15 protein-coding genes and 2 tRNA genes are annotated in these 12,366 nt (G+C 28.7%); all 17 read right to left on the bottom strand.

What is annotated here, in order from left to right:
- Positions 1 to 108: thioredoxin domain-containing protein (locus AMO08_RS02635; RefSeq protein WP_143323799.1), on the bottom strand; the 108-nt coding region annotated here is incomplete at its 3' end.
- A gap of 34 nt (positions 109 to 142) precedes the next feature.
- Positions 143 to 1,579 (bottom strand): exodeoxyribonuclease I, encoded by a 1,437-nt coding sequence (locus tag AMO08_RS02630; RefSeq protein WP_075484866.1) that lies wholly within the window; start codon positions 1,577 to 1,579, stop codon positions 143 to 145.
- Between the two features lie 6 nt (positions 1,580 to 1,585).
- A complete protein-coding gene (locus AMO08_RS02625) occupies positions 1,586 to 2,272 on the bottom strand; it encodes a hypothetical protein (RefSeq protein WP_075484872.1) in 687 nt (228 codons plus the stop codon).
- Positions 2,273 to 2,309: 37 nt separating this feature from the next.
- Positions 2,310 to 3,407 carry a DNA recombination protein RmuC gene (locus AMO08_RS02620; RefSeq protein ID WP_075484864.1) on the bottom strand — a complete coding sequence of 366 codons (1,098 nt, stop codon included), beginning with the start codon at positions 3,405 to 3,407 and terminating at the stop codon, positions 2,310 to 2,312.
- A 184-nt stretch (positions 3,408 to 3,591) separates the two neighbouring features.
- On the bottom strand, positions 3,592 to 4,278 hold the full coding sequence (hisG, locus tag AMO08_RS02615; protein WP_075484862.1) for an ATP phosphoribosyltransferase: 687 nt from the start codon (positions 4,276 to 4,278) through the stop codon (positions 3,592 to 3,594).
- Positions 4,278 to 5,330, bottom strand: coding sequence for an ATP phosphoribosyltransferase regulatory subunit (locus tag AMO08_RS02610; RefSeq protein WP_075484860.1), 1,053 nt, complete (start codon positions 5,328 to 5,330; stop codon positions 4,278 to 4,280). The genes hisG and AMO08_RS02610 overlap by 1 nt, the downstream gene beginning before the upstream one ends.
- Positions 5,308 to 6,702, bottom strand: coding sequence for a histidine--tRNA ligase (hisS, locus tag AMO08_RS02605; protein ID WP_075484858.1), 1,395 nt, complete (start codon positions 6,700 to 6,702; stop codon positions 5,308 to 5,310). Before hisS ends, AMO08_RS02610 begins: the two co-directional genes overlap by 23 nt.
- 4 nt (positions 6,703 to 6,706) lie before the next feature.
- Positions 6,707 to 6,781 (bottom strand) — tRNA-His (locus AMO08_RS02600).
- A 231-nt stretch (positions 6,782 to 7,012) separates the two neighbouring features.
- The gene (locus AMO08_RS02595) at positions 7,013 to 7,225 is read right to left on the bottom strand and encodes a cold-shock protein (protein WP_023854396.1); all 213 of its coding nucleotides are present in this window, start codon (positions 7,223 to 7,225) and stop codon (positions 7,013 to 7,015) included.
- A gap of 80 nt (positions 7,226 to 7,305) precedes the next feature.
- Positions 7,306 to 7,380: transfer RNA gene (locus tag AMO08_RS02590), tRNA-Phe, on the bottom strand.
- A 4-nt stretch (positions 7,381 to 7,384) separates the two neighbouring features.
- A complete protein-coding gene (gene infA, locus AMO08_RS02585) occupies positions 7,385 to 7,600 on the bottom strand; it encodes a translation initiation factor IF-1 (protein ID WP_075484854.1) in 216 nt (71 codons plus the stop codon).
- A 2-nt stretch (positions 7,601 to 7,602) separates the two neighbouring features.
- Positions 7,603 to 8,889 carry a histidinol dehydrogenase gene (gene hisD / locus AMO08_RS02580; protein WP_082255008.1) on the bottom strand — a complete coding sequence of 429 codons (1,287 nt, stop codon included), beginning with the start codon at positions 8,887 to 8,889 and terminating at the stop codon, positions 7,603 to 7,605.
- Positions 8,889 to 9,281, bottom strand: coding sequence for a DUF2948 family protein (locus tag AMO08_RS02575; RefSeq protein WP_256997645.1), 393 nt, complete (start codon positions 9,279 to 9,281; stop codon positions 8,889 to 8,891). Before AMO08_RS02575 ends, hisD begins: the two co-directional genes overlap by 1 nt.
- A complete protein-coding gene (murA, locus tag AMO08_RS02570) occupies positions 9,281 to 10,540 on the bottom strand; it encodes a UDP-N-acetylglucosamine 1-carboxyvinyltransferase (RefSeq protein WP_075484848.1) in 1,260 nt (419 codons plus the stop codon). Before murA ends, AMO08_RS02575 begins: the two co-directional genes overlap by 1 nt.
- Before the next feature lie 3 nt (positions 10,541 to 10,543).
- Positions 10,544 to 11,104: a dCTP deaminase gene (gene dcd, locus AMO08_RS02565; RefSeq protein ID WP_023854401.1), complete on the bottom strand. Its 561-nt coding sequence runs from the start codon at positions 11,102 to 11,104 to the stop codon at positions 10,544 to 10,546.
- A gap of 97 nt (positions 11,105 to 11,201) precedes the next feature.
- Positions 11,202 to 11,405 (bottom strand): hypothetical protein, encoded by a 204-nt coding sequence (locus AMO08_RS02560; protein WP_075484846.1) that lies wholly within the window; start codon positions 11,403 to 11,405, stop codon positions 11,202 to 11,204.
- A 174-nt stretch (positions 11,406 to 11,579) separates the two neighbouring features.
- On the bottom strand, positions 11,580 to 12,302 hold the full coding sequence (locus tag AMO08_RS02550) for a TVP38/TMEM64 family protein (RefSeq protein WP_075484844.1): 723 nt from the start codon (positions 12,300 to 12,302) through the stop codon (positions 11,580 to 11,582).
- Between the last annotated feature and the right edge of the window lie 64 nt (positions 12,303 to 12,366).

Here is a 12,366-nt window from a genome sequence, read left to right as displayed (position 1 = left end):
TTTTAGTGCCTTACATGGACCACACCACTCAGCTGAAAACTGGATTACTGAAACATCTTCATTTTTAATTTTAGTATCAAAATCTTCGTCTTTAAAATTTGTAAGCATATTTCCTTTCTATTAATTAGAGCCTTAAAGTCAACTAGGCAATTTCATATTTTTTTTCTATAGACATAATAAATTCATTTATTTCATCTAATTTTTTTAGTTCCTCTTCATCATCTCGATTTGATGCTTGATCTCTTAAGGTATCAATTTCTTGATAGGCCATTCCTATAGTTTGCCACTTTTCTCTATTTTTGCTTAAAATTCGTCTAGCAATTTCACTTTTTATATTTTTATATAAATCTGGTGGCAAAATATGCGGTGCTTCTTGATAAATAATTTTTTGTCCAAACCAACTACATCTTTTATCTTGAAACTTATCCAACATTCTTAATTTATCTTCCCAAGAAGAACTATGCCAAGTTTTAAATAATTGGGTGTCTTTATTGGGAATGAATTTTTCATATAAAGTTTCTTCAGGTAACAGATCTTCCTGGGTTTGAGTTTGAGCTTTTTCTTCAGCGGCCTCTCTATTAATGATTTGAATATTTTTACAAAAATTTTCACTATTTCTAACCATTTTTGCTCTTTTATGGATTGTTTCTAAATCTAAGTCAGCATATGCCTTCTCTTTTAATGCATACTTTTTATCTAAAACTACAGGAGCTTTATTGGTTTTGATTACTCTAAGTGCTTTTGGACTAAACTTTTTTAAATAAACTTTGAGATCATTTATTGATAAATTTAACAAAGGTTCAGGATCTCTTCTTAAATCAAATAAATATCCCCAAGATGCATATGATGGATGAAAACAATGATCTGGATGCAATGTAGAGACAAGATACATCATATTTTTTCCCTTAACATTTTCGAAAATTGAATAAATCCCCTCACTTTTTAAAATAGTTTCAACGCTATTTTTTGTAGATGTACTTAAAAAATTTTCCCAATTGTCTTTATGTTTGTTTTTTATAATTCTTAGAATTTTTAAGCTTGTGAATGCATCATGATAAGCAGTGTGTTGTTGAGATGTATCAAATCCTTGTTGCCTAGCTAAACCTTCTAAAGCTAGACTTTCATTTCCAGCTTCTGTTAATTCAGTCTTTAATGTTTCAGGTTTCAAGGTTTGTGCTACTCTTGCAACATGTAAACCGTCATGTTCTTTATTTGGTGATGAATGTGTAATGTAAGGATATCTATTCCCTTTAAAAAAATTAAAATGAAACATTCGTCTATCAAAATTTAAGTTACTCCAACCCATAAACAATGCTGGACCAGCTTTAGAGAAAAAATTTTCTACTGCACCTAAAAAATCGTAATGTGAGTAATTGCCTTTAGTAAGTAAATCAATACTTGTTGAATTAACTAATAAAGCCTTTGCACTTGGAACCTCACCCTCGGGCATTCTGCCACGAATATTTAGCTTACCAATTTCTTTTAAGTTTTTATCAACAACTACAGCACCTACTTCAATTATTGAGCCCCAAATTGTACTATTTGTTGTTTCTGTGTCGTAAATTACTATTTTATCCATAAAATCCTAAGTTAAATCCGATAGCTCATTAAATTTTTTTAATCTTCCCAAGAACAAATTTTGATAAACAATTAAATCATGCCCTTGAATTTTAAACTCTTGGAATAATTTATCTACTGTGCAAACCAAAATTACACAAGAAGTGATATTGGAGTTATACACAATGTTATGCGCTAATGAATATGCACTTGTTTGAAGAAGCCATGAGTCTATATATTCAGCCTTTTTAGGTTTATTACTTTGTTTAAAATCTATTATTGTTTCTTTTCCTTCATAAACTCCAACACAATCAGCAGTTCCTGCATACTTCTCTGGGTAATAAAGAGTGCACTCAACACCCCAAATTTCATCCAATCTATTTTTTAAACCTTTTTCTATTATTTCTTTAGCCATTAATTTGTATTGTTCTTTATCTTCAAAAAAACTTAAATTTTCTCTTCCAAGTAAATAAGACTCTAAATAGTTATGCATTTGAGATCCCCTGCTACTAGCTGCTTTTGTAATTGCTTCAGCTTCTTTTTGCCCAGTTCTTTCTCTCCAATTTGCTAATGCCGCTTTATCTTCTTCAGATCTAGTTGCATCTAAAATTGAAGTGACACTTGGTAATTTTGTTTCCCCTAATAAATATCTTCTAATGCCATCAACTGTTGCTCTTGATGATTTTGGATAATCATATTTTTGATTCCACTGCATGAGATTTCTTATAGACGTTATTAAAGAAAAAAAGAAATTAATTTTTAAGTTGCCTATTTCTTTCAACAAATTTTTCCACGTTTTCAGTTTGTACAGCTTTCTCAACCTGCTCGGGATCTTTAATGTTTTCTAAAGTTCTTGAAATTGATCTTGCATCCGTTCCAAATTTATCAACAACACCCATAGCGTCTTCTAATTTTTTTCTAAGAACTACAATGTTGTCAAAATGTTTAGAAAACCTTGTACTGATTGTTTTTAAATGATTATAAATTTCTGTTGCACCTTTTTGTACTTTCAATGATTGAAAACCCATATGTAAAGACTGTAAGTAAGCAGAAAGAGTATTAGGCCCACATATTACTACTTTATATTTTTTCATTAACTCTTGAGTTAATAATTCTTTTGTACTTGGATCTTGGTATTCAGTTAACTCTTTGTATAAGCTTTCTGTAGGAGCATACACAATTGCAAAATCGGTAGTTTTTGGTGGAACAATATATTTTTCATTAACACTTTTAGCTTTTGCTTTAAACGCTGAGGCTAATTTTGCTCTAGCATCTGCAACAGCCCTTTTATCTTCCGCGTCATGACCATCGGTAATTGCTTTAAATTTTTCTACTGGAAAATGACTATCTACAGGAACTAAAACATCTCCCTGAAGCTTTATTGCAAATTCAACATTTTCGCTTGTATCCTCTTTCATTTTTGTATTCGTCATGAATTGAGAAGCTGGCAACAAATCTTTAATAAGGGCGTCTAAGCTAAATTCTGCAAGAGTACCATATTTCTTAACCCCAGCTAAAATTTTAGTTATCCCCTCTTGGCTTTGATTTAACAATTGTACTTGTTGGTTAAAATTACCAACTTTTTCCTCTACCTTGGTTAAAGTTTCAGTCATATCTTTAGTAACCCCAGTTGATAGATTATTAAATGAAGTCGACATTGCACCAAGTGAGCTATTGATTGTAGTGTTTAAGGTATCTTTTAAACTTGATATTTCTGATTTTAAATTTGCTATTTCCTCAGCTTCTTTGTTTTCATTTTTATCTTTTGGCTTAGTTTTTAAATTTAGATAAAGAATAGTTAAAACGCCACCTAATAACAAAACTAGTAAAATTAACAATATATTATCCATGATTCTAATTTTTTATTTTATCGTAAATATTTGATTAATGTATTTAAATATTTAAAAATACTTTATGGAACTAATTTTAGTATTAAAAATATTCTTAATTATTTGTGTTATTGTTGCACTTTATGCAATTATTAGAAATCTGGATATTATCAAAATTATACTAATTTATTGGAAAGACTTAATTTTAAGAAAGTAATTTTACTATTTTTTTTAGACCCATTTTATTATTGGATGACTTAGAAATCATCATGCAGGCTTCTGATCTTAATATTTCTCCATCCTTTAAAATACGTAGATTGTTTGCTTTTAACGTTTCTCCGGTAGAAGTAATATCTGTAATTATCTCCGAAGAGCCTGTGAAAGGGTAAGCTTCAGTTGCACCCAAACTATCAATTAATTTGAATTGGGTAACACCCTTTGAAAACAAAAATTCCCTTGTTAGATTTGGATATTTTGTTGCTACTCTTAATCTTTTCTTTTTCTTGTCTTTAAATTCAAATGCAATTTCTTCTAAATCTGCAACTGTTTGTACATCTATCCATGGATCAGGAATTGCGACTACTAATGTAGCCTTACCAAAATCATATCTTTTTAAAACATTAATTTTCTTTTGAGTGTTAATTTCACTTTCCTTTAATAAATCAAAGCCAGAAAAACCTATATCCAAAGATCCATCTCCAAGTCTTTCAATGATTTCTCTTGCATGAAGATATAAAATCTTAATATTTTTATATTGTTTAATTGATCCTAAAAGATCTCTTTCTCCTCTTTCAGATATGAGGTTTAATTTATTTTTTTTAAAAATATTTAAAACATCTTTTTTAAGTCTACCTTTACTTGGAATTCCAATATTTAGAATATTTTTTATCATTAGTAATTTAAATTTAAAGCAGCACCTACTGCTGGAGTTTGCTTTTTTGATCCTAAGTCTGAAATTAGACCATCATAACGACCACCATTAATAATATTTTTTAATGATCTTTTGGATTTAATGTCAATTTTAAAAACCATTCCGGTGTAATATTCTAATTGCCTTCCAAAGGATGCTGAAAATACTACATTTAACTTTGAAACCTTTTTATTAGAGATTGGAAAATATTTTTGATCTACAGCTAGATTTATTTTGTTTTTTTTAAAAAATTTATTTAACTCAATTGCTGCTTTATTTATGGGACATTTAATTTTTAAGAAATCTTTAATTATTTTTGAAACATTCTTTCCTTTACTAGCTCTTCTAGGATCTTTTATTTTCTGATCAAACCTTTTTAATATTTCATTAATTGTTCTTCCTGCAACAATATTTGATAAATCATCTTTAAGCATTTTAACGTAACGTCTTTTATCTATTTCTACAATTGTTGGATCAACATCTGAATTAGTTTCTAATCTTTTTAATAAATCATTAAAATATTCTTCTCTCCAAAAGTGCCTGGACAATCTTAGCTTCCATCTCTTTGGAATATCCAATTTTGAAATTAACAAATTAAATATTTCAACATTTCCAATAGTGAGTGTTCCTGAAGAATATTTGATATTTTGAAGTGATTTAAGAGATGTATTTATAATTTCTTTATCGTCATTTTTCTCATCTTTAGATCCTAAAATTTCAAATCCAATTTGATTTCTAATGATTGAGTCTTTTTTGTTTTGTGATTTTCGATAAGCTTGACCACTATAAAAAATTTTTTCCTTACCTTTTAAATTATTTTCCAAATACCTTAAACAAGATGCAATTGTTAAATCTGGTCTTAAACACAACTCGCTTCCATTCTGATCAGTAAAAGAGAAGATAAACTTTCTAAAATTTTCTCCTGATCTTTGAACAATGTGATTAGCCTCAATTACTGAAGGTAAATCAATATATTTAAAACCCTTAGATTTTACTGATCTTAGGATGTTTTCAGATAAGTTTTTTGACTTCATCGATTAAATTTTCTTTTGGAAATGTTTTATTGTTTTCACCCTTAACGCCTTTGAGACTTTTTATAGTGACTGTATTTTCATTAAATTCATTTTCACCACATATTATTGCAACATCCAACTCACGTTTATTTGCTAGGGTTAGTTGCTTACCTAAATTTTTTTTTGTATCTAAAAAAATTTCAGCATTGATATTATTATTTCTTAATAGATCTAAAATTTCATAATAACTTTTAAGATATTTTTCATCCATTACACAAACTAAAACTGGTTTTTGATTATCTACTTTTACTTGATCCAATTGCATTAAAGCAAATAACAATCGATCAACTCCAAAACTAATTCCAGTGCCTGGAATATCCACACCTTTAAATCTCGAGATTAATTTTGCATAGGCTCCTCCAGAACAAATACTGCCTATATCGACCTCTTTGCCTTTGTTATTTGTGACTTTAAAATTTAGATTTGTTTCAACAATGAAATCTGAATAATAAGCCAATCCCCTAACAATTGTAAGATTTGTTTTGACCTGATTTAAATTTGAACTGTAACCCAATACTTCAAATAATTGTTCCAACTCCTTTATACCTTCTTGAGACAATGGATTTTTTAATGTTTCTTTTAATTCTTTTAAATCTTTAATTTTTAGAAAATTTAGTATTTCAGATGCTTGTTCATCGTTTAAATCTGCACCCTTAGTGATTGCACCGCTTATATCTTTTCTTTCTTTTTTAAGCAGATCTTCAACACCTTTTAAACCAAAACCTGGTTTGTCTAATTTATCAATTGCTCTAATTACTTTAATTTGCTTTTCTTCTGATATTTTTAAATTATCAATTAATCCTTGAACTATTTTTCTGTTACTGATGTTAATTGTAAATTGATCTTTTTTTAGACCACAATCCAACAAAGTACTTGATATTAAATTACAAAGCTCAGCATTTGCTTGGGCAGGATTAACATTTCCAACGATATCAAAATCTGCTTGCATAAATTCTCTGTATCTTCCATTACCAGCCTTTTCATTTCTAAAGACATTTTGAATGGCATACCTTTTAAAAATTGATGGAAGCTCTTGATTATTTTGAGCAACAAATCTAGCTAGTGGGCTTGAAAGATCATACCTAAGAGTAATGCTTTTTTCTCCATCCTGAAATGAGAATATATCAGACATAGGATTAGCATCATCTTCTGCCAAAAAAGATCCTATATTTTCACTTATCTCAAACGATGGGGTTTCCAGAGCCTCTGCTCCAAATTTAATAAAATTATTCTCAATAGCTTTCAAAAGCTTTTTTTTGAGAAGAAGTTTTTTGTCCCAACGATCTTCAAATCCTGAAGGTAATCCAGGAATTAATTTTTTTTCTTTATTCATTTTTTGGTACCCGGGCTGAGAGTCGAACTCAAACTTAAAGTTCCACAAACTTCCGTGCTAACCATTACACCACCCGGGCTTGTCCTATTTGTTTTTATCTTATTTTATGTGAATTTAAAATTATAATATAAATAAATAGCCTACTGGCTATGGAAACAGTTTCTGTGAGTACTTCTAAAAGTCTTTCTATATGCAAAATTTATATTCATGAGCAGTCTTTTAGACAAAAAAAATTAATATTCAAGATCTAATTAGAAAAAGGACGTTTATCTATTTGACAGATAAAACGCCCTTTTAAATAATTTCTGAATTAGTCTATTTTTTTTAAATTAACTGCAGAAGGACCTTTGGGACCATCTTCTAATGTGAATTCAAGTTTATCACCTTCATTGAGATATCTCATACCAGCAGCTTTTACCGCTGAAGCGTGAACAAAGGCATCTTTTTCTTTATCATCTCTTTCAATGAAGCCATATCCCTTTTTACCATTATACCATTTAATTTTTCCTTGTAGTGTACTCATCTTATTTCTTAGTCCTTTTGTTATTTATATTCTATTAAAATTAATTTCTTTTACGATTATTTCAAGATCAAACTTTGTGATGGTGGCTGAGGAAGGATTCGCACCTCCGACACAAGCCTTTTCAGGGCTCTGCTCTACTCCTGAGCTACTCAGCCTTATTTATCCCCTAAAGATAATTCTTCCTTTAGTAAGATCGTAAGGTGTCATTTCAACTGTCACATTATCACCTTGGAGAACTCTAATTCTGTTTTTTCTTAGCTTACCAGCTGTATGCGCAGTAACGGTATGTCCATTTTCTAATTTTACTCGAAACATAGCGTTAGGAAGTAGGTCTGTCACTGTACCTTTAAATTCCAGTAAGTCTTGTTTGGACAAATTTATTTTCTCCTTATTCGTTTTACTACAGATTGAGCGTGTCCAATCAACCCTTCGTAATTTGCAAGTGTTATAACTGATGGTCCAAGACTTTCAATACCCTTTTTTGATAAGTTTATGTATGAAATCCTTTTATAAAATTCATTTACACTTATACCGCTTGAGTATTTTGCAGAACCATTTGTTGGCAACACATGGTTTGATCCAACATTATAATCAGTCATTGCCATCACTGCATATTTTCCTAAACATATTGATCCTGAATTTTTTATTTTTGGAACTAACGATTTATAATTTTTAATATTTAATTCTAAATGTTCTGGTGCAATTTTATTTACAACATTTATTATTTTAGCATCTGAAGAAATATACATAAGAATTCCATTATTAATTAAACTTCTTCTTGCAACAGAAGCTCTTGGAATTTCTTTTAATTGTTTAGTAATTTCGATTTTTACTTTATCTATCAAATTTTTATCTTTTGAAATCAAAATACATTGTGCAAGACTATCATGTTCAGCTTGTCCAATTAAATCACTTGCAACCCACTCAGGATTTGAAAATTTGTCACAAACTACAGTTACTTCTGAAGGACCTGCAGTCATACCTTCAATCCCAACAACACCAAAAACTTCTTTTTTTGCTGCTGCAACATATGCGTTTCCTGGACCAACTATTTTATGAACTTTTTTAATTTTTTTAGTCCCATAAGATACTGCTGCAATAGCAGAAGGGCCACCTATAGAATAAATTTCTTTTATTTTGCATTTTTTTGCGGCGTATAATACGGCTGGATTTTGTTTTCCTTTATGGCCTGGATTAATCATAACTATTCTCTTAACACCTGCTACAATTGCTGGAATAGCATTCATCAACACACTCGATGGATATGAAGCAGTAGAACCAGGAACATAAATTGCAACAGACTCTAAAGGCACATATTTATAATCAAGTTTGTTTTTCAATTTATCTGTATAAGAAATATTTTTAAATTTTTGAAGTGAATGAAATTTATAAATTCTATTATAAGCTATATCGATTGCTTTCTTTACTTTTTTATCAAGTGAATTTATAGATTTTTTTATTTGTTTTAAGCTTGGAATAATTACTTTGTTTTGATTAAATCTTTTCTCATATTTTAATAATGCTTTATCTCCATTTTTTTTAACATCTTTAATTATATTTGTTACAGAAACAGAGTTTGATTGAATTTTTTGTTTTCTCTGTAAAAGCAAATTCTCTAATAATTTATCAAAATTTTTATTTTTACTATTTAGTATCTTCATCACTATTTAATTTCACTTTGATCCTCTAATCTTGCTTCGATAGTTTCTGTAGTTAAAGCAATATGAGCATTGTTATTAAAAATAAGATTTATTTCATAAACATCGTTATTTTTCAAATAATCTATACCTATTAGTTCTAAAACTGTTTCTTGATTTGATTGATCAATGTTCTTTGATCTTACTTTATCAACAAAATCAAACCTACAAATACTATTGATTTTTTTATCTTCCTGATCACTTTCAACCTTGGTTCTTTTAATTGATAATAAAAAAACTTTATTAGATGCGAGATATTTTATATCTGCAATTTTAACCTTAGCTCCTGAACTACAAGCTGAAATCATTTGTAACCCTTCTTGGTCGCTTGCTATTATTTTTGCTAAATATTTATTCACTATTTTAATCTTTTAATTTTAACACCTATTTTTTTTAATTTATTTTCTATTTTTTCATAACCTCTGTCTAAATGATAAATTCTGTTAATATATGATTTACCATTAGAAACTATAGCTGCTAGAACCAAAGCAACAGAAGCTCTTAAATCACTAGACATTAATTCGGCACCAATGAATTTAGTATTCCCTTCTATTGTGGCAGTATTATTTTTAATATTTATTTTTGCTCCTAGTCTTTGCAATTCTGCAACATGCATAAATCTATTTTCAAAAATACTTTCGGTTATTAAGCTTTTGCCATCTGCCTTACACATTAAAACCATCAATTGTGCTTGAAGGTCTGTAGGAATGCCTGGAAACTCTTTAGTTTTAATACTTTTTATTGATTTTATTTTTTCAGGTCCTTTAATTAAAATTTTATTTTCACTAGTTTTAATTTTAGCACCAACTTTTTTTAATAAATTTATTTCTGTGCCAATAATTTTAGGATTTAAATTTTTTATTTGTAAGTTACCTTTTGCAAGTGTTGCGGCTACACAAAATGTGCCAGCTTCTATTCTATCAGCCATTACAGAATATTCAGTTTCATTTAAAGAATTTACACCTATGATTTTACAAACTTTTCCTGTCCATTTTATTTTCGCTCCAGCTTTATTTAAAAAATTTGTAAGATCTTTAATCTCAGGTTCTATTGCACAATTTTTTAAAACTGTTTTTCCTTTTGCTAAACATGCTGCTATTATAGAATTTTCAGTTGCCCCTACACTTATCTTTGGAAAATTTATAGTTGTTCCACTAAGTTTTCCTTTTGATTTTGCTAAAATATATCCATCTTTTAGTTCATATTTCATACCAAGTTTTTTTAATGCTGTTAAATGATAATTAACTGGTCTAGCACCAATTAAACACCCTCCGGGTAAAGAAATTTTAGATTTATGGTATTTTGAAACAAGTGGACCTAAAACTAAAATAGAACCACGCATTGTTTTGACTAAAGAATAACTAGCAAAGGTTTTCATATTTCTTTTATTTATAATTTTTGCTGTTTTTTTATCTCTTGATAAAATTATTTTAGAACCAAGAGACTTTAATAAATTAAACATTGTATTAATGTCTCTTACTCTTGGTAAATTTTTGATAACTACAGGTTTATCAAATAATAGTGTTGCAGCTAATATAGGTAGAGATGCATTCTTCGAACCTGAAATTGAAACATTGCCCTTGATTTTACAAGGGCCATTAATCAGAAATTTATCCATAAATTACTTTTTAATCTTAGCAACTTGAATTGTGGTTTGACCCTGATATTTACCGTTCTTTGATTTATAAGTTGTTTCTGGCTGAGTATCTGATTTGAAAAATAAAAATTGTGCTATTCCCTCGTTAGAATAAATTTTTGCAGGGTTAGGTGTTGTATTACTTAGCTCAATTACAATATTGCCCTCAAATTCATTTTCAATTGGAGTAACATTACAAATAATTCCTGTCCTTGCATAAGTGCTTTTTCCAACACAAATACATAATACGTCTTTTGGTATTCTAAAATATTCTACAGTTTTGGCTAGAACGAATGAATTTGGTGGTATAATACAGTGTGGTCCTTTTCGTTCTATAAAGTTATCATCAGAAAAATTCTTTGGATCAACCAAAGAACTATTAACATTAGTAAAAATTCTATATTCATCCGAGATTCTTACATCATATCCCATGCTACTTAATCCATAAGAAATTTTTCCTTCAGAAACTTGATGATCCAAAAATGGCTCTATCATATTGTGCTCTTTGCACATTTTTTTAATCCAGGAATCAGGTTGAATTGACATTATTTATTTTTCTTTTTATTTTTTTTTTGGAAAAGTTTTCTTTTCTTCAAATTTTTTCTAAGCGCTAAGCTTAAACGCTCATTTTTTTCTTTTGAACTCATTCTTTATTTGGGTTAGTCAGGAAATCTAAAGAAATTGGTTTGTTAGGATCCAATATAGGTGATTTGTTTTCTTCTTTTTTTTTTGGACCTTCTTTAGCTAAACGTTTAGCTTTTTTTTCAGCAAGCTTTTTTTCTCTTTTAGCCTGCTTTTCCATAAGCTTATTGCCTTTTGTTGATTTATAATCGTAATGAATTCCCATAACATTTTCCTAAAATAGATATAAATCATATTGATCAAAAAATTAAGGCAATAATTTGAAAAAAATGCTTTATTATCAATAAAATACAATTTGTCTCTAAGCTCCTGTAGTTAAATGGTATAACAAGTCATTGGTAATGACTAGTTCCCTGGTCAGTACAGGGTGGGAGCACCACTAATCTTTAAAAAAAAAATTTTTTAAAATGATTGTTAGGAGAACTAATAGAAAAAATGCCAATAATGGTAAGTATATCTCTGGAGAAAAAATAATATCCTTTAAGCTAGGCACTACCTCATTTTGATCTATTATTTTTTCTAATCCACTCCCAATTGAAACAGGTATAAAAATTCCTGGTACAATTCCAATTAATGTAGCAAAAAAATAGTTTTTAATTTTAACATTAAACAGTATCGGTAGTAGACATTGGATTTGCCATGGAATTCCACCTACAAATCTATAAAGTAATAAGTATATAAATTCTGATTTTTTGAATTTACTTTCAAGATTTTGAAATTTTTTAAGAAATGTGTTCTTAATAAAGTCTTTTAAAAAATAATTACCAAAAATATATAAAAAAGTTGACCCAATTGTTAAACCCAAAACAACTAAGATTATTCCTATCCATTTTCCAAAAATAAAACCTCCAATTAAACCAACTGGAGTGCCAAATCCTAGGAAAGGAAAAACCCAAAGAATAGTAGAAATTAAAAAAATTATAGACAGTAAGAATAAGTTTGACTCTTTAAGTTCCAATAAATAAATCTGATTATTTTTTATAAAATCATAAGATGTAATTTCTTCAAAGCTAAATTTTGAAAAAAAGAAATACAAAAATAAGCAAACAATTAATAAATAAGATAAGCCAATAAATAATTTAATTTTTTTTGTATTTTCCATGATTCTTCTTATTTTAATGCTTAATCTTCTATTTGCTATTTTAATTATTAATAATATAAAGGTC

It is taken from the genome of Candidatus Pelagibacter communis, from assembly GCF_001180205.1.
GTDB lineage: Bacteria > Pseudomonadota > Alphaproteobacteria > Pelagibacterales > Pelagibacteraceae > Pelagibacter > Pelagibacter ubique_O.
This window is presented reverse-complemented; position numbering and strand designations above follow the sequence as displayed.

What these genes read in the sequence shown, in the direction of transcription:
- AMO08_RS02630 (WP_075484866.1), bottom strand. Translation starts at nt 1,579, where the DNA reads ATGGATAAAATAGTAATTTACGACACAGAAACAACAAATAGTACAATT.
- AMO08_RS02625 (WP_075484872.1), bottom strand. Translation starts at nt 2,272, where the DNA reads ATGCAGTGGAATCAAAAATATGATTATCCAAAATCATCAAGAGCAACA.
- AMO08_RS02620 (WP_075484864.1), bottom strand. Translation starts at nt 3,407, where the DNA reads ATGGATAATATATTGTTAATTTTACTAGTTTTGTTATTAGGTGGCGTT.
- hisG (WP_075484862.1), bottom strand. Translation starts at nt 4,278, where the DNA reads ATGATAAAAAATATTCTAAATATTGGAATTCCAAGTAAAGGTAGACTT.
- AMO08_RS02610 (WP_075484860.1), bottom strand. Translation starts at nt 5,330, where the DNA reads ATGAAGTCAAAAAACTTATCTGAAAACATCCTAAGATCAGTAAAATCT.
- hisS (WP_075484858.1), bottom strand. Translation starts at nt 6,702, where the DNA reads ATGAATAAAGAAAAAAAATTAATTCCTGGATTACCTTCAGGATTTGAA.
- AMO08_RS02595 (WP_023854396.1), bottom strand. Translation starts at nt 7,225, where the DNA reads ATGAGTACACTACAAGGAAAAATTAAATGGTATAATGGTAAAAAGGGA.
- murA (WP_075484848.1), bottom strand. Translation starts at nt 10,540, where the DNA reads ATGGATAAATTTCTGATTAATGGCCCTTGTAAAATCAAGGGCAATGTT.
- dcd (WP_023854401.1), bottom strand. Translation starts at nt 11,104, where the DNA reads ATGTCAATTCAACCTGATTCCTGGATTAAAAAAATGTGCAAAGAGCAC.
- AMO08_RS02560 (WP_075484846.1), bottom strand. Translation starts at nt 11,405, where the DNA reads ATGGGAATTCATTACGATTATAAATCAACAAAAGGCAATAAGCTTATG.
- AMO08_RS02550 (WP_075484844.1), bottom strand. Translation starts at nt 12,302, where the DNA reads ATGGAAAATACAAAAAAAATTAAATTATTTATTGGCTTATCTTATTTA.